Source organism: Cyclobacterium sp. 10D3-21, assembly GCF_055809755.1.
The window spans coordinates 4915156-4933351 of the sequence record NZ_CM147924.1 but is presented as its reverse complement, the minus strand read 5'-3'; the positions used below and the strand labels follow the sequence as shown (position 1 = coordinate 4933351).

Genomic DNA, 18196 nt, shown 5'->3' with positions numbered 1-18196 from the left:
ATTTATTTGATGACCAAAAGTGGAATATGAGTATGATAAACCATTTTCACACTGTGGCTATGTTTGAAAATAAAATCTAGAAAACCTCTGTCCTTTGAAAACATAACCAGAAGGCTATCTGATTTATTCTTGATATAATTCTCTAATCCTTTATCTGTATTCACTTCCTGAAGCATTTCAAAACTAAACTCACTGTCTGGGAAATTCTCGTTTAAATAGGCTTCTAAACCTTTGAAAATAATGTTTTTGTTAAAATCAGGCTTTTTTTCAACATGAATTATTTTGTAGGGCAAATTCCATGTTTCAGTGAGTTTTATTAATTTTTTAAAAACACCTTCTTTTTCATTCTTCAAATCAACGGTTACTTTGATGTTTTTAATGCTTTCAAAAGTAGAGTCAAAAGGTACGGCTATAACAGGAATTGCACTTTCTTTGATAACTGTAGCGGTATTTGAGCCGATAAGATTTTTTTTAATGCCACTGGCTCCCTGGGTTCCCATGATGATTAGGTCATAGTCACCGTTATTAGCTGTAGCGAAAATTGCAGTGGAGACGGTACCTTGGATAATTTTAAAATCAATGTCTACGGCATCTCCTATTTTTTCTTTTATTTTCTTTAATTCAGATTTGGCATTGTTTTCGATTGTTTGAGCCATTCTAACAGCTTCGGCTGCAAAATCATAAACAGCAAAATAGGAAAAAATTAAAGTGATAGAAGCACATTGCTGCTGGGCGTAAGCCACGGCAAAAGAGATTGCATTGTCTGCATTTTCTGAGAAATCAGTTGGAACAAGGATCTTCATAGTAAGCTTTTAGTTTCCATTAAGTTAATGAATATTAATCTAATTCACACAATCATTTAAATCATATATCTTTGCCTGATAGTAGCACCAAACTTAAAAAATTATGTTCGAATTTAATAAAGATAAACACTATCCAAAGGAAACGGAAAGTAGGGTAGTCATTAGGTTTCAGGATTGTGATCCTTTACAGCATCTTAATAATGCGAAGTATTTTGATTATTTTTTCAATGCAAGAGAGGATCAGGTACCAAAGCTTTATGGTGTGGAGATGATGGACTTTATCCGGAAATACCAGGCTGCATGGGTGGTTTATAATCACAATATTTCCTATGTCAGGCCAGCTAGAGTAGGAGAATGGGTAAGGATCATGAGCAGGGTAATTTGGCATGATCACCATTCAGTAATTGTGGAATATTATATGACGGATGACAACAAAGAAGAACTGAAAACATTGATGTGGACGACCATGCGCTATGTAGATATGAAAGAGGGAAAATCCCTGGATCATTCAGGTGCTGTCAAAGATTTTTTATTGGCAACTACGGATGAGGTGAATATTGCTGAAACTACGTTTAAATCTAGAATTAAGGACATTAAAACAACCCTCTTAAAATCTTAAGGGAGCAATAGCATAGGGGTTTGCCTTGAATGGCATAAAATCGAAAACAAACAATACGTTTCATTCGTGATTTTGTCAGCATTGTTGCAGAAAAAAAAGCAACAATACCGCCAAAATCGTGTTGGCTCACTGTGTTCTACCAGGGGCTCACAGACCTGGTTACAAAATTTCACCCCGATGATTTTTTTTGGATCCATAAAATTTCTCTGTCAACATCATCATAGAAAGTGATTTGAAGCTATAAAGAGGCAGATGGAATTTTGGAATAGGGTTTCCAGATTTCAATAGGGAAGGTTTATCGCCTTTTAAGGTTTAACTGAATAAACTGTAACCGATAATTAACTTGTAACCTGATTTCCATTTTATCCATCCTTGATCCAGAAGGGAGAAATCGCTGTCAGTCAGGTTTACTTTTAGCCAATCTCCTCGGACGGCGACCGGCTGAAGAAATTCATAAGGAGTGACATTGACTGAAGCATTGTCTATCGGTTTTATCAATACCTGTTGTGGGTATTCAGTCAGGATTTCCACACTGTTTATGGTAATAATAAATTCAGGCCAATAGATCAAATCCCCACTAAATTTATCCAAAAGCACCGATTGACCGGTTTTCTGATTGATTTCAACTTCTAACATAAATTTGCCGGAAGTGAGTACTTTAATCATCAACCAATCGTAATCCAGTTTTAATATTTCAGGGAAAAAGTAGGGGGGCGCGTATTGGATATCATATTGCCCGTTTTGGTTTTTATAAAATACAAGACTGTCAATTGGTACTCCGATGCCATTCCATGCTGTGGGGTCTGATGGGGAATAGAAATATAATTTATCATTTTCTAAAAAATTGGGGCTAAAGAATCCCTGCCCCATTTCATTATCAAATTGAATAGTATGGAGGACTGGTTGAACCGGAACCGTCGGTATAGCCTTCCTTTGCTTTTGTTGTGCAGGGACCTTATTTTTCTCCATTTCCAAATGACGCATGTATCCAAGAAAGATGAAAATGATCAATACAAAGAAGAGGATGAAATTGATATAAAAGATGATTTTTGTTTTTAATCTACCGGCCATTAATATCGCTACAATTAAGGCTCCAAAAGCATACATTAGTGCATAGCCCAATACTATGGCTCCTCCAGCAAGCCCCTGATTTTTACCTACCCCCATGAATTTTGAAAAAAGACCTCCCAAAATGAAAAACACGATTATCGTGAGAAAGTAGAATAAAAAACTGGAACCTTTTAGTGCTTTTTTCATGGTTCAATTAATTATAAAACCCGCAGGAGGTATTGGGTTTTTGTAGTTGGTTCAATAATAGATAGGAAACCGTGCCCAAGTAATTTCAACAAGGCAATGACTGGCTAATATTGAACTGGTAGAACTTCTTTTGCTCCTTTGTAGGGTAAAGAACAAAAAAACGATCACTACACTAATCAAATTAGGTAGTGTTGGGTTTGTCCTTATAAAATTAAATATTTTTAATAAAAAACAAAATAAATGATCAATATATATTGCTGTACACCAAATGAGTTTTGATTAAACCCAGGTTCGAAGAGGTTGGCAAAAAGTAACGTTTCGACCTTAACTATGCATAAGATTTTGTCAGCACTGTTGCAGATAAAAAAAAGCAACAATACCGCCAAAATCAGGTTTTACTCTTCGTTTTCTACCTAGGGCTGACACCCTTGGCTATGCTATTTCGCCCCCTTGGAGCTTGTAAGATGGTAGAGATACGGTTAGTCCCTACCATCTTATTATGAAAACTGTAGGTTCCTATTGCGAAAGGTGGGATTTTAAGACATTAATAGAAAACATTAGTTAGTTGTTATAGTGATCTTGTCAAGTAATAAAAGGTCTATAGCTTGTCTTGGGTTAATTAACAATGTACAATTGTTCATTTACAGCCTTGTGAAGTACACTGTCCGACCAGGCATAAGCTGGGGGGATTTCACCTGAAAAATAGGTTTTTGTAGGATAGGCCAAAGCAGGAATCTGATAAGTATCCGTTATTCGCAGTACATTCAGTAGTTCCAATGCGAAATCTCTTCCATTTTTTGGGCTCGTTTGATCGTGTGTTTCAGGAGGGTTGGACAGAAATATATTTTCACATTTCTCATCCATCATGGCGGCATACATGGCTATGGCTGCCATTCCATCTCTACCCGCAATACTGATTTTTGTAGGGGCTATTTCTGGTAAAGTTCTACAGAATTCCAAAGCCCTCATGACATCATAAATTTGCATTGAGGCAGTCGTTCTGCCAATCCAGGCAGCAGACCGTCTGACATGCCAATCTAGTTCTGGAGCCCAGCCCACTTCACCGACACCTCTTACCTCAAGGTAGGCGATATTGCGGTCCCCAGCTAATTTATGCGCAAACCCTTCGCTTCCCCACCTTTCTTCTCCCGGGCTTCTTAAGACCAGAAGAAGGGGGGATTTATCCTCCTGTGGCTGGCGGTAAAAAATATTCAATTTTAATCGCCAGCCCTTTTCACTGTTGAAACTATAGGTATTATTACCAAACTTGGACAAATCAGCAGTTCTGTAAATCATTTGCCCATCTAATGCAATTGCTGAGTCAGGAAATGAAGCAAAGGTTCTGGTTTTAAGGTAGTCTTTTACTTTATTTTGATGGGCAATTAGCGCATCTCGACTGGTGATTATTGGTGGTTCAGCTGTTTTAATGAAAGAATCCTGAATAGTTGTGGTTATATCACTTTTAGGGGGAGTACCCATATAGACATTCAGGCTATCCGCAGGTAGTAAGTTGTCACTATTGGTTTCTATATCCGCTATTGCTTCTGGGGCTACATTTTTACCCATAAGGTGTTGGAGAAAAAAGGAGAAAATGGCTTTTCTTGAAACAGGATGGTAGGAATGTCCTCCTGTGGTTTCTACCAGGGAAACATTCTTTTCCGCATCAAATTCCCCATAGAATTTAGATAAAGTCTTGTAAAACTGACGGGTTGATTCAATCCCATAGAGTTCGTCCCGATCAGACTGTGCAATAAGCAGTGGTCTTGGTGCTATTAATGCGCCGATATCGGTAAAATCTATCTGATAACCATTATTGACCATCATACAATCGCAATGGCCGTCAATCCTTCTTTCACCTACTTGAGAGTCCATGGTTCCGGCTCCGCATACGGGTGCGGCGGCTTTCACCCTTGGATCTGCTGCTGCAAAGTACCAGCTTTGGGAGCCACCTCCTGAAATACCTGTGATACCAATGTTATCCATGTCCACGTCAGCACGTGTAGCCAGGTAATCCAGGCCTCTTATGGCATTCCAAAGCTCTACAGCAGCAGGATTATAGCCTCTGGAGTACCAATTGAACCAGCCCTTATTATAAGGGCCCCAATGATGTCCCCAAACCTCACCGAATTGAATGGTGTCAAAAATCAAAGTGACAAAACCCAGTTCCGCTAACCTTCTAGCATGGGCTTGATAATTCACTTTTTGACCGTGAGAATGGCCTGATAAGTAAATTACTGCAGCACGGGGATTTGTTATATTGTCAGGTACGTAGAGATTGGCAGGAACAAATAAATTGGGTAAGGATTCATAATAAAACTTCTCAATATGAAAGCCTTCCTGTTGCAAAGTGCCTCTGGGGTAGATTTTGGGAGGATCCCTGTCTTCATCCATATTGAAACCCATCATTTCAATGAATTGATTGTATTTTACAGGTCGAATTGAATCCCAATCGGCTATTGTGGAGGATCTTGAAGAGAATCCGTCCGATAAGCTTTTTGCTTCCTGACTTAGGTAATGCATGATATTATTATGAGCAGTCTCATTCATGGTTTCTGGCTCCTCTTGTGTACAAGAGGAGGTACCTATTATCAGTAAGCTGATTGGGATCAGGATTAAATATTTCATTTTTGAAAATTTAATGAAGGAGTAAGATAACAATTGCAATTTTTTAAAGCCAATACTTTCGCAACAGGATTATAAGAATTTCAATATTCCGTTGAGGAGCTACTAGGTAGTCCTAATAAAATTAAATTGGCTGGAATTTGATTTTGAGGGGAATTTACTAGATATTGAATAAGGTTTTGTCAATTTTGGGTAAGGCCAAAAATTGATGTTTTAAACACTATTCAGCAAAGGTTTTAATACTTGATTATCAATAGATTGTTTATCGCATATTTCGGATTGAACTATGCTTTGTTTTTATGAATATGAAATTGAACGAAGAACAAATTGCGCAATACCACAAAGATGGCTATGTACTTGTAAAGGGTTTTTGTAGCCTGGAAGAAACCAATAAACTTTATAAAGTAGCTATAGAGGATGAGGCCATGGGGAAAAACGCCATGGATTTAAATGATCAGTCTGGAAAAAAAACCAGGCTTTCTTTGTGGTTCAAACCTGGCAACGATGTCTTTGGTTATTTGACCAGGAGTGAAAAAATGGTGAATTCTGTGGGGCAATTGCTCGAAGGAGAGGCGCCTGTTTGCCACTTTCATTCCAAACTGATGCAGAAGGAGCCCAAAGTGGGCGGTGCATGGGAATGGCATCAGGATTATGGCTATTGGTATAAAAACCAATTTATGTTTCCTGATCAATTGATCAGTGTGATGGTGGCGTTAACAGAAGCAAACAAACAAAATGGCTGTTTGCAGGTGATAAAAGGATCCCATAAGCTTGGAAGGGTAAATCATGGTTTTGCAGGTGAGCAGGTTGGGGCAGATATGGTGATGGTAGAGAATGCCTTGAAAACCATGGAATTAGTATACTGTGAGATAGACCCAGGCGATGCCTTGTTTTTCCATAGCAACTTATTGCACAGGTCGGCAGCCAATCTCTCTGATTCTCCAAGATGGTCGATTATATCCTGTTTTAATTCCCAATCCAATATTGCCTACAGTGAAACTTCTACCGCTTGGAGAGAGGCCATAGCACCGATTCCTGATGAAGCCATTTTGAATTGGAAGGCTGATTCTCTTTCAAATGCAGATTTTCTCAAGAAAGAAAATGACCCGGCATTGAAAAAAACAGGCTGGGAGTAATGCGTAATGCGTTGAGGGAAAAAATAGAATTGACCAGATGGAAATTCAACAATCTGGTCAATTTAAAATCAAGTGCTAATTGGCCACTTCCATTTTGACTTTTAGCTTTTTAAGTTTTTCTCCGGCAGTATTGGCAAATAGCGCATCTACTTTATCTGTAGGAATCGCTACATAGGTAGCATTGTCAAGGATACTGATTTTGCCGATATCACTACCTTTTAATGCGCCTTTTTTAGTGAAAAAACCAACGACATCCCCCTTACTGATTTTGTTCTTCTTACCAACGCTGATGTAGACACAGGTTAGATTGGAAGGTTCAGGGACTTTGAAGTCCTGGCGAAGCTCGTATTCTGGCAGGTTACTGTCTACATAATCTGGCATTGATTCTTCATTGGCAAGAACCAGGTAACTTTGTCCTTCAGCCATCATTCTGGCCGTTCTTCCATTTCTATGAATAAAAGCATCCTTTTTAGGTGGAAGTTGGTAATGTACGATATGCTTGATTTCAGGGATGTCTAATCCTCTGGAAGCAAGGTCAGTGGCGATAAGCAAGGAGTGCGTGCCACTTCTGAATTTGATCAGGTTTTTCTCCCTGTCGATTTGCTCCATTCCTCCATGTAAAACGGCATGTTCGAAGCCAAAATCTGTTAAAAGAAGGCTTATTCGATCTACTGCATCCCGGTGATTACAAAAAACCAGGGTGCTTTCCTGTCCGAAATCCGCAACAAGCCGCATCAAAGTATCTATTTTTTCTACACTCGAGGTCCTGACGAGTTGTAACAGCAAGGTCATAACTTCGTCATCCTTTAAGAAATCCACCTTTTCATACGTTTTAAAAGGAAGAAATTCAGGTATGTTTTCAAGTGCGGTAGCAGAAGTTAGGAAATATTTTTGCTCTTCACCAAGGCCTTCAAAAATGACACTTAATTGTTCATGAAAGCCAAATTGTAAAGATTTATCAAATTCGTCAAGAATCACCATGCTGATATTTAAGCCCTTTAAGTTGCCTTTTTGAGCATGCTCTGACAATCTTCCAGGTGTACCTATTACCACCTGAGGTTTTTCTATTAACCTATTCTCTTCTGTTCTCATTGAGTGGCCACCATAACAAATGCATGCATGGAAATTAGTTTTCAATGACTTGAAGACCTCTGTAATTTGGATTGCCAGCTCTCTTGAAGGAATGATTATTAGGGCAGTTGAATCAGAAATTGCCGATTCCAAATGCTGCACCATTGGGATAAGGAAGGCCAAGGTTTTTCCTGAACCTGTCGGAGCCAAAAGCATTAGAGGGGTGTTGGCATTGGCCTTTTCCATGAACTCCAATTGCATCTTATTGAAACTGTCTAAAGAAAGCCTATTTAAAAAAGTCTCCTTACTTGTTTGCTTATTCATCTCCATGGTACAAAGATACAGATAGGTAGCGAGACAAAGATGCTTTATACAAAGAATTAAAATAACAATACAGCAACAAAATTAATTTGTTGCTGTATTGTTATTGTTTTAGCAAGCCCTTATTCTTAATTACTAGTTTCTGGTTAATATTTTGAATTGGTCCATGACCTTATAAGTAGCTCTGGTCAAGTCAATATGGATATTTGGTGAATTGTAGTCGAAGTAAGCTGAAGTGTACCCTTGCCAAATGGTATTTCCTTTTTTATGATCTATTACCAATACTACAAGCATTCCATCGTTTTGCGTGTATTTAATGGCATTGTAATTTTCTCCTCTTTTTTGCCTTTCCAAGCTGTCCAACTTAGATTCTTCTACAAGCTCAATTCCTTGTTTTTTTAACCAATAGTCGAAATTAGGTTGATTGTAACCTCTGTAGCGAACTTCACTCATGTAAAGTTTGTGTATGATAAGTAGATCGGGATTGTTGTCTCTTTCTCTAAATCCCTGAGATCCTAAACGTGAGGAAATGGATTTTTCAATAATTCCGGTAAAATCTCTTTCGTTTTTCCCCTCTTCGGCTACAAATCCAAAGGTTTTGTATTTTTTAAAGGTACCCCTATAGTTATAATCGTACTCTGCGATAAAATCTCTCTGCGACAAACAGCCTGAATTAATTATCAGTAAAACAAAGATAAAGTAGTTGAAGTTTTTCATACATTTTTCCTGAGAAGAGGTGAAGCAATTTATTCTTAATTATTTTGAGATACATTCCAATATTTTTGGTCAAAATATAAAATGGTAATCTTAGAATAAACTTCAGAATTAAATTTTTGTTTAGGTTTTTCTCACTAATTATTGAATTAATGTTAGTGAATTCCAGTATAAAATCCAAGTTTTTGGCTGAATTTTGAGTAAACTTATGGTGCTGAATATTAACAGTCTATAGGAAATGGCTTTTCTGGATCGAAATTAGAATTAAACCATCATTAGGTAAAGCCGATCTCTTCTATAATTTGAGTTAAACAAATAATGGCAGCCAATTTTGGCTACCATTATTAGTCATCTCAAAAAGAATGTTTTATGAATAGTACGATTTTTTAACTTTGATTTTCGATAAAATTGCCAAAAGAGAGGTAATCTTCATATTTGGTCCTATAGATTTTTGCGTTTGCAGGGTCGGGGTAGTAAACTTTATCGAAACCATTCCCCATAGCCACGATTGCATCTGTGACGGTAGGGTAAATACTTGCAGCAGTAGCAGCATATATAGCAGCACCCAATGCGGGAGCTTGATCAGATTTAGCTACTTTGATAGGCATATCAAGTACGTCTGCCAATGTTTGCATGACTAAAGTTGATTTTTTAGCCACTCCACCCAATCCGATAACCTGTTCAATGGTTACGCCTTCATTTCTAAACCTTTCTATTATCCTTTTGGATCCAAAGCAAATACTTTCTACCAAGGCTTTAAAAACATGGCCTGCATCTGAGCCCATATCGAGGCCTTGTATGGCTCCTTTTAGGTTTTGATTGGCATCCGGCGTTCTTCTTCCATTGATCCAGTCTAAGGCCAATACTTGAGTGGTTTCCGGTGATATTTTCTCCGCTTCACTAGAGAGGGTTAAAATTAAATTTTCCTCCAATAGTTCGATCGTTTTATTTTTTAACTCTTCGTCCATAGAAGAGTTATTGATCGTGTTCTTTACAGGTTTGAGCAATAACTTTACAAACCAGGCCAAAACATCGCCAAAAGCGGATTGTCCCGCCTCAAGTCCGATTTTCCCAGGAATTACCGAACCATCCACCTGACCACAAATGCCTTTTACCGTTTTTTCTTTCAACGATTCATAAGAGCTAACCATGATGTCGCAGGTAGAGGTCCCCATGACCTTTACGAGTGTCCCTTCTTCTACTTCCCCACCTATGGCTCCAGCATGTGCATCAAAAGTACCTACGGCCACTGGTATGCCTTCTTCCAAATCAAGTTTTAACGCCCATTCTTTGGACAATAAACCTGCTGCTTGATCAGATGTATAGGTTTCTTTATAGAGTTGCGCCTTCAATTTTACCAACCTTGGATCTAATTTCTCCAAAAATGCAACATCAGGGAGACCTCCCCAGCTTTCGTGCCATAGCGCTTTATGACCTGCAGCACACCTACTTCTTTTGAAGGCTACAGGATCTTTTCCTCCGATGAGGGTGAAAGTCAAATAATCACAATGTTCCATCCAGGAATAAGCCGCTTCTGCCACTTCAGTATCTTCCCGTATAATGTGTAATATCTTTGCCCAAAACCATTCGGACGAATAAATTCCTCCTTCATATTTAGTGAAATCTTCACCTCCCCAGGTTCTGGCCAGGTGATTGATTTCATCAGCCTCTGCGATGGCTGTATGGTCTTTCCATAAGATCATTTGTGCATTGGGATTTTCTGAAAATTTTTCAGTAAGTGCCAACGCATGTCCATCTTTATCTACAGGAAGGGGAGAAGAGCCAGTCGTGTCTACGCATAATCCTTTTATTTGAGATTTTGGTAAGCCTGATTTTCGGATTACAGCCTTTACAGTATGCGATAGGCCCTCCAGGTGGTCTTGAGGATGTTGCCTGTATTGGTTTTTTGTTGGATCGCAATATTTCCCTGCTTTCCAGCGTGGGTAGTTATACACTTCGGAGGCAAGGGTGACACCATCACGGGTATTGACCAAAATGGACCTGACAGAATCTGTCCCATAGTCTATACCCAATACATAATTGTCCATACTAATTATTTTGGATTGTTAAAAGCGAGAAAATAAACCTAATAAACTTGAAATAGGCAGGGATCATTCAAAGATGTACTAAAATCACTTCAAAATAAGTCAACCGTTGCTATTTTTCCTAACTGAATAGCAATGCTATCCTTCGATCAAAATGGCTGGATTTATTGGTGATTTAGGTGCTCATTACGAATCTGTATGCATAATCCGAGTTTGATGTAAAAATATACGGAAAAAATCGAAAACGGCCCATCATGACCTATAAAAAACCGGGACATTATTTAAATGACATTTGTTTTTTTATTCATCCTCTACCTGGTGCCAGGTTTGAATTTCTAGAATCTTATTGTCTTCCGTTTTGATTGCCATATGGTATTCGTAGGAAATAGATTTTAAAGTTTTGCTATCCAAGGCGGAAAAAACGGTCCACACCAAAGTCCAATCTCCTTTTAAAATACCACGATTTACACGAATGCTGGTAAGTTTAGGTTCACTAAACGATAGGTGATTCAAAAGATTGTGTTTTGATTTCCAGTGCGTAATCTCTTCAATATTGTTGTGAATTGAATCTGTATTTGTATTGATACATTTAAAATCAGGGTGGATAATCTCCTTCAAGTAGTCATAACTCTCAAGTTGAAGCCCCTTTAGGTATTTTTTTATTAACTCTTGATCACTTCCCTCTGTAGGATTTTTGGTTACAGGAGGATTGCGGTCATCCTTATTTTTCTGAATCTGGTCCTCATATTTGCTTGAATACAAATAGCCAGGAAGAAAAGCGAGTGCTAAAGAGTTTTTAATGTTGGTCATGTTCAGGTATCAAACTTAAAAGAATTATTTAAGGTGATTTAAAATATGATTTGATAGCAACATTTTATATGATTTTGTTTTTATTTACAATTATACGCATAATAAATTCAATTTTAATGGTTTATATGATGATTTTTTGTAAATGGATGCTAGTTGATATAGCCTTTTTTTTCAGTTTTAGGACCGTTTTAAATATCTTTCTTAGTTCTTTGTACCAAGTTTAGCGCAATGAAAATTCCAGAAATGATTGTAGAGAGATTTATTAGTATAGAATATTTCCTTGCCTGCATGGTTTATTTAACCGATAGGTAGAAATTAAAGTGTTGAGAATGTCTCGATTTTATTTGGGTATTCATTCTTCCCTTTTAAATTTTCTTAAATATAAATAGCTGTTTTTATGGTTTTAAGATAAACTTAACCGAACTTTTTAAAGAAAATACTTTCAGCTTCTGATGTTCCTATAAGTATGATTTCGTCATCTTTATTTAAAACAGAATTGGGCTCAGGGTTTAAGATTAACCTCCCTTTTTGCTGCAGTGCTATGATGGTACATCCTGTAACCTGACGAACACATGAGGAGGCAATCGATTTACCTATCAGTTGATCAGGAACCTGTATTTTAATCAAATCAAGTCCTTCGGCAACCATTAAAATATCGCTTTTTTTCAATAAATTATAAATTGCATTTGCACCCATTGAAGCATAGGACATGACAAAGTCCGCTCCAGCTCTATGCATGGTATCCAGATTTCTTTCCCTGGTAGACCGGGTGATTATTTGAATGTCAGGCCTTAATTTTCTGCAATAAATACTGAGATAGGCATTGATGTCATCATCGTGTGTAGTGATTATCACACATGGTGCTTTATTAATTCCAGCCGCTACAAGGACCTCCAAATTTGCAGCATCTCCGTATATGTATTTACCATTGGATTTGATTCTTTCTTTTTGTTTTTCAACTATTTTATATTCCAAATTTCTTGCTTCAAGTGCTTCACCAGTGGCCCTTCCCACTCTTCCTCCTCCGATGATAAGCAGAGGGTAGGTAGTGTCTTTTTGGATGCTGAAAAGTGCGTTGTACGCTTTGATTTGTTCAGAAGTTCCTGCCAAAACCATTACTGCGTTAGCCGTGATTATTTCATCGGGCCGAGCTGTATGGAATGCTCCTCTGATCCAAAAACCCAATACACTCACACCTACCGTCTCGCGTAGCTTGGTCTCCCTTAAACTTTTTCCGACCAAAATAGACCCTGAAACGGTAGCTTCTGCTATACTCAATTCTTCAAATTTTCCAATTATCATAGCGTTGGCTTTGCCAACACTCGCCCTTCTGGAAAGTGATGTGCCCATCATTTTCCCCAGACTCAAGACATTGTTGCAACCTGCCAGACCGAGGATGTCCTCAGAGGCTTCAAAATTGCAGGTAGCTATGATAGGGATATTTTCGTTGACCTCTCTTATGGTAAAAGCAACATTGGTATTGACTACATCGGTGGAGGTGGATGCCACAAGGTTGGCTCTGTCTAAACCAGCATTTTTATAAGTAAGAGGGTCGTCAAGGTCTCCTAACATTACCACTATTTCCATCTCGCTTAATCTTAATCCCTCTGTGAAATCCTGAACAAGTAGCACATAGGAGATCTTGAATGTTTTCAGTTTTTTAATCAAAGCTATTGATACCTCATCATAATGGGTGAAAATAACATGGCCACTAATCGTTGGATCCAATACTTTTGGCACCCGAGATTGTTCCTGAGCTTTCATCCAAGGGGAATAAAAAAAATTAATGAAGGTAAATGGGAACAGTACCAGCAAAAACAGCATGCCAGAAAGTAAGACAATCATGGTGTATACCCGGCCCCAATCTGTTTCAAAAGTGATGTCCCCAAAACCCAAGGTGGTCATTACGGTAAAAGTCCAATATAACCCTGTAACCCATGAAAAATACCTCCCCTCACTCAACATGATGAGGTGAAAAGTAATGGTGAAAATTACCACCAAGGCAAATAATATAAATAGAAACCTAAATAATAATTTGAGGTTTCGTCTGTGGGGTTTGTTTTGAAGCAGGTAACTTATTTGAGAACTTAAAAACTTCATTTATCATCAAATTTAATAAGCATAGATACACAACTTTTCCAACAAAAGCATGCTTATATAAAATTTGCCAGATAAAAGGATATTATAAAATGAAATCCCGTTTAAAGGAAAACCTTAAACGGGATTGTGTGCTACTGAAGATGAATTTGTTATTTGTGCTTTGCAGCTGCTATTTGTTTTTGTAGGATGGCGTTCCATTTTTGAATCAATGGCCACTCACCAGATAAATCTGAATTCTTGTCACCATCAAAAAAACACAAAAATGACTTTCCAGATGGTTCTGAAGCGTGGCTGATAATTAAGGATAATTTATCAATCACTTCTACCTTATTTGAACCCTTTCCAATATGTCGACTTTGCTTTTGCAGGTCTATATGTGAAATATTATCCGTGGGAACCAGTTGAAACCCAACCTGTGATTGAGGATCCATAAAAAGCAATTTGTGCTTTTCAAAATCAATACCAATGCCATAACATCCTCTCCAAAAATCCTTTGTTTCCAACAATAGTCCGTTTTTTTTTGCTTCGTCAGTGAATTTCCTTTGGTGAGCTTTTTGAATACTGGTTTGTTTTTTCTTACTAATATATATTGGGGCGATAAAAGCCATTATTGCAGCTAAGGAAATTCCCAAGCTTACAGGTTCGATATCTACAATCATTTTTTTTATGTTTTTAGTGTTTGAACTAGGCAATAGGTTCGGCCTTTTTGGTTAAACCAAAATTATTCAATTGGATTTCCTGAATTCTTTCAGCCCGTCCTGATCTTTCTTTAGGGGGGATTGTTTCCATCACTGAATTGTGTACCTATTGCTTGATTAAGGTTTTGCCTGATTCTGAAATAGAAATGAATAAAAAGCTTAAGTTTGGAACTCATATTTACTAATGGGTAGGATTTCTACCTTATATATAGAAATGAAGGACAGGTACTTTTAAGTAGGCTGTTTCCTGATTTCATATGCATTAAGCCATCCGCTATCATTTATTCTAAAATAAATGACTCGCCTGAATGTAAGGCATAATATAGTCCCTTTAGCAAATTTTAATTACTATCAAGCTTTGGTTTGTTGGTATAAAAACCATGAACGCAAACCTGCCTAGGCAATATGTTCGTTTTACCAATTCCAGAATTCTAGGACGAGTAAATAAAAATCAAACGTTGTTACCAAAAAAAATGGAAAGGAAAGAGGATTTGTTCTAAGAAATGATAAAGAACCCAGTTGTAAAGGATAAAACTTTTTACACCTAAATTAGAGCTGGGTTTCCAAGAAAATTCTTGGTTTTTTATTCCTGCGAATAAGCCCTCACTTAAAAATTTTTTGAAAGCGTTCCCTTCTTCGTATACAGTTGGAAGGGCAAAGAAATCTACGTAACCAAGTGCTTTAACTGAGGAGGTTTCCCTTTTATTGGAAGTGTTAAACGCTTGTGTTGGGGAAAACGGCAATAAGAATGACCATATCAGTACAGCTCCGGAGAGGAGTAAAGACAATGCCATTTTTATATCTTTTAGTTTTCTCATTTAAGCGGTAAATTTACTTCTTTTTTTAATTTTTAAAGGATGGTATTCGTTTTATTTTTCGCTCATTTTTAACATGTTAACCTTCCAATCCATCATTTATTATAAAATGGACTAGTAAGTATTTTGGGACAAATAGAAAACAGCTTTACTAAAACCCTAAGGAGTAATAACAATTGGGTACCTGATTGAGTAAATGTGGAGAAATTTGTGGTAAAGTGTGGAGTACAAATTTAATTGAGAAGGCTAAAAAAATAGTAGCCTTGATTAAAAAAGAAAAGCTGTCACATAATGTGACAGCTTTGGTGCATTTTATTGCTCAGAAATCACTACTTCATCTACTATTTCCACTGAATCTTCAGTTTCCATAAGTATTTCATCATTCTCCATTTCGATCTCTACCTCTTCTTGTTCGATAGTAGTGTCGATTTGTGATTCTACTGGTTTCTTGCCGCAAGATGCCACTAGGCTGGTTGCGACGATCATCATAACAACGATGCTTGTTTTCATTTTCTTAGTTTCTTTTTTATGTCTCTTTAGACATGGATATCATAATAAAAAGTATGCCAGAAAATTTAATATTGTATGGGGCTGAATAAATATTTTTTTTCAACTAAACTTCTCAGGTTTTTTCAGAAGGCCGATTACAATAACAATCAAATAAATTATAAATCTAAGGCTAATTCTTTTCTGAAAATTCCATAAAAAGGGTAAATCAATTGCCTAATAAACAAAGGCTTTGCTTTTACATCGTAAATAACTATTTTAACGATATGAATATCGAAAAGGGATTGAGGATTTATTGGGTGTTACCAATTTGGGGATGGATACTTTTTGTGACGGTTATTTTAGGTTGCGAAAGAAATCAGAGAAATAAAACTGTAAATTTTCCTAATGATATAAGTTATAACCTTCACATCAGGCCCATTCTTTCAGAAAATTGTTTTACCTGCCACGGGCCAGATGCCAATAAAAGAGAAGCTGGTCTTCGATTGGATAAGGAAGAAGATGCTTATGCCGCATTGGTAGAAAGTCCTGGTAAACATGCCATAGTTCCAGGTGATCCAAATGCCTCTATGGCCTTTGTTAGAATACTTTCTGACAATACAGAAGAGAAAATGCCTCCCCCTTCCTCCAATTTACAGCTTAATGATCACCAGATCAAACTAATAAAGAAGTGGATTAATCAAGGGGCTGTTTATGAACCACATTGGGCATTCGTACCACCAGAGAAATCGCCACTTCCTACCGTAGTAAATGAGGAATGGGCACAGAATGAAATTGATTATTTTGTGCTGGAAAAGATGGAGGAGGCTGGTTTAAAACCATCTCCAAAAGCGGATCATTTAACTTTAGGCAGACGGCTTTACTTTGACCTTACAGGCTTACCGCCCAATCCTAAAGATTTGGATCAAATGGACAAAAGTTCAATGGATGTTGGGGAAACTGTAGAGAGGTTATTTAAGGCAGCAGCTTATGGGGAGAAAATGGCCGTAGCTTGGATGGATGTTGCCAGGTATGCAGACAGCCATGGTTACCAAGACGATTATTACCGGACCCAATGGCCTTGGAGAGACTGGGTAATTCACGCATTCAATGAAAACATGCCCTATGATCAATTCATTACCTGGCAACTTGCTGGAGACCTTTTGCCTGAGGCAAGTAAGGAGCAGTTACTGGCCACAGGGTTTAACCGAAACCATAAAATTACTGAAGAATCTGGTGCAATAGATGAAGAATATCGCGTAATGTATGCGATAGACAGAACCAATACCTTGGGTAAAGCCATGTTGGGAATAACCTTGGAATGTGCTCAATGCCATGACCATAAGTACGATCCTATTTCTCAAAAGGAATATTTTCAAACCTATGCTTTTTTTAATAATGTAGCGGAATGGGGAATTGAAGAAGCTAAACCTGGCTTTTCCAAAAAAAGTCCAGCAAAGTACCCATTGATGGAAATTAGCGAAACAACCGCTAAAGAGGTGCTTCAATTTATAAACATGCCCGATAGTGCCACAAGGGTAACCCGGTTGATGACGGGAATGGGCAAAGGTGACAATTACAATTCTCTACTCAATGAATCAATTGTATTGAAGGTAGCTGTGATGGGGGATTTGGATAGTACACGCTCCACTTATATTCTTGAGAGGGGGGAGTATGATGCCCATGGTGATAAAGTTGAGCCAGGTGTTCCTGCTTCTATTCTTCCATTTCCTGAAAACCTCCCTAAGAACAGGCTGGGATTATCACAATGGCTATTCGATGCCAAAAATCCATTGACTGCTAGGGTTTATGTGAATAGGCTTTGGCAGGAGATTTTTGGAAAAGGTTTAGTCGATACACCGGGAGATTTTGGGCTGCAGGGTAATTTGCCAACCAATCAAGCTTTACTTGATTGGCTGGCAGTAGACTTTATAGAGAATGGCTGGGATATTCAGTACCTTTTAAAGAAAATAATGTTGTCAGCCACCTATCAGCAATCTTCGAATGTAAATGGAGAAAGTTTTAAAAGGGATCCTGAAAATAGGTTTTTGGCACGATTTCCCCGGCGGAGGCTAAAAGCAGAAGAAATAAGAGATTTGGTGTTGGCCACTAGTGGCTTATTAAATGATGAGGTAGGAGGGCCATCTGTAAAGACTTACCAGCCCGAAGGATTGTGGGAAGCTGCCACCTCCGGCAGAGGGAATCTCTCAATATTCCAATTGGACACAGGTCAATACTTGTATAGGAGAGGGCTCTATACTTTCATTAAAAGAACGGTACCACCACCGAGTATGATGTTATTTGATGCCAGTAATAGAGATGCATGCGAGGTGGAAAGGTTAAAAACCAGTACTCCTTTACAAGCATTGGTGATGATGAATGACCCAGTTGTTCTGGAAGCTTCCAGAGTATTCGCTGGTAGATTATTGAAGAAAGTTGACAATGCAGAAGCTGGGATGGGTGATGCTTTTTACAGTATTATTGGTAGAAAGCCTGATGAAACGGAACGAACAATTCTAATGAATCATTTTGAAACGTTTCTTAATGAATACAATGAAGACAACTCCAAAGCAGAAAAAATATTGAACGTAGGTAAGTTTCCATTGACGGATGAAATACCGGTGGCCGTTCATGCTGCCTTGATGCAGACCATCACGCTTATTTATAATTTGGAAGCCACTATTACTAAAGCATAAACC

Annotated in this window: 14 protein-coding genes; 3 read left to right on the top strand and 11 right to left on the bottom strand. The window is 37.9% G+C overall.

The genetic code is table 11. The annotated features are described in order from the left end of the window. Positions 1-2: 2 nt before the first annotated feature. Positions 3-803, bottom strand: a complete 801-nt coding sequence (locus AC0L7T_RS19005; RefSeq protein WP_473337570.1) for a universal stress protein — start codon at positions 801-803, stop codon at positions 3-5. 103 nt (positions 804-906) lie between these two features. On the opposite strand from AC0L7T_RS19005, the gene AC0L7T_RS19000 reads away from it, so the two are divergent. After that, positions 907-1422 (top strand): acyl-CoA thioesterase, encoded by a 516-nt coding sequence (locus tag AC0L7T_RS19000; protein WP_473337568.1) that lies wholly within the window; start codon positions 907-909, stop codon positions 1420-1422. Between the two features lie 312 nt (positions 1423-1734). Here AC0L7T_RS19000 and AC0L7T_RS18995 read toward each other — a convergent pair whose 3' ends face one another. Together AC0L7T_RS18995 and AC0L7T_RS18990 are read right to left on the bottom strand one after the other, a co-directional pair. Beyond that, complete coding sequence (locus AC0L7T_RS18995) at positions 1735-2679, bottom strand: hypothetical protein (protein WP_473337566.1); 945 nt, start codon at positions 2677-2679, stop codon at positions 1735-1737. A gap of 615 nt (positions 2680-3294) precedes the next feature. Continuing rightward, the gene (locus tag AC0L7T_RS18990; RefSeq protein ID WP_473337564.1) at positions 3295-5304 is read right to left on the bottom strand and encodes an alpha/beta hydrolase family protein; all 2010 of its coding nucleotides are present in this window, start codon (positions 5302-5304) and stop codon (positions 3295-3297) included. Positions 5305-5606: 302 nt separating this feature from the next. On the opposite strand from AC0L7T_RS18990, the gene AC0L7T_RS18985 reads away from it, so the two are divergent. After that, positions 5607-6437, top strand: coding sequence for a phytanoyl-CoA dioxygenase family protein (locus AC0L7T_RS18985; RefSeq protein WP_473343383.1), 831 nt, complete (start codon positions 5607-5609; stop codon positions 6435-6437). Positions 6438-6512: 75 nt separating this feature from the next. Here the strand turns inward: AC0L7T_RS18985 and AC0L7T_RS18980 are convergent, their stop codons facing one another. From AC0L7T_RS18980 to AC0L7T_RS18945, 8 genes are all read right to left on the bottom strand, one after another. After that, positions 6513-7832 carry a DEAD/DEAH box helicase gene (locus AC0L7T_RS18980; protein ID WP_473337562.1) on the bottom strand — a complete coding sequence of 440 codons (1320 nt, stop codon included), beginning with the start codon at positions 7830-7832 and terminating at the stop codon, positions 6513-6515. Between the two features lie 132 nt (positions 7833-7964). Beyond that, a complete protein-coding gene (locus tag AC0L7T_RS18975; RefSeq protein ID WP_473337561.1) occupies positions 7965-8546 on the bottom strand; it encodes a DUF4136 domain-containing protein in 582 nt (193 codons plus the stop codon). A gap of 383 nt (positions 8547-8929) precedes the next feature. Then, complete coding sequence (locus AC0L7T_RS18970) at positions 8930-10591, bottom strand: ribulokinase (RefSeq protein ID WP_473337558.1); 1662 nt, start codon at positions 10589-10591, stop codon at positions 8930-8932. Positions 10592-10888: 297 nt separating this feature from the next. After that, positions 10889-11398, bottom strand: coding sequence for a hypothetical protein (locus AC0L7T_RS18965; protein ID WP_473337555.1), 510 nt, complete (start codon positions 11396-11398; stop codon positions 10889-10891). A 414-nt stretch (positions 11399-11812) separates the two neighbouring features. Continuing rightward, complete coding sequence (locus AC0L7T_RS18960; RefSeq protein WP_473337553.1) at positions 11813-13498, bottom strand: potassium channel family protein; 1686 nt, start codon at positions 13496-13498, stop codon at positions 11813-11815. A 149-nt stretch (positions 13499-13647) separates the two neighbouring features. Then, positions 13648-14157: a hypothetical protein gene (locus tag AC0L7T_RS18955; RefSeq protein WP_473337552.1), complete on the bottom strand. Its 510-nt coding sequence runs from the start codon at positions 14155-14157 to the stop codon at positions 13648-13650. Between the two features lie 500 nt (positions 14158-14657). Further along, entirely contained in the window at positions 14658-15014 is a 357-nt protein-coding gene (locus AC0L7T_RS18950; RefSeq protein WP_473337550.1) for a hypothetical protein, read from the bottom strand. Positions 15015-15323: 309 nt separating this feature from the next. Beyond that, a complete protein-coding gene (locus AC0L7T_RS18945) occupies positions 15324-15500 on the bottom strand; it encodes a hypothetical protein (protein ID WP_473337548.1) in 177 nt (58 codons plus the stop codon). Positions 15501-15784: 284 nt separating this feature from the next. Here AC0L7T_RS18945 and AC0L7T_RS18940 point away from each other — a divergent pair, with 284 nt between their 5' ends. Continuing rightward, positions 15785-18193 (top strand): PSD1 and planctomycete cytochrome C domain-containing protein, encoded by a 2409-nt coding sequence (locus AC0L7T_RS18940; RefSeq protein WP_473337546.1) that lies wholly within the window; start codon positions 15785-15787, stop codon positions 18191-18193. Positions 18194-18196 lie beyond the last annotated feature (3 nt).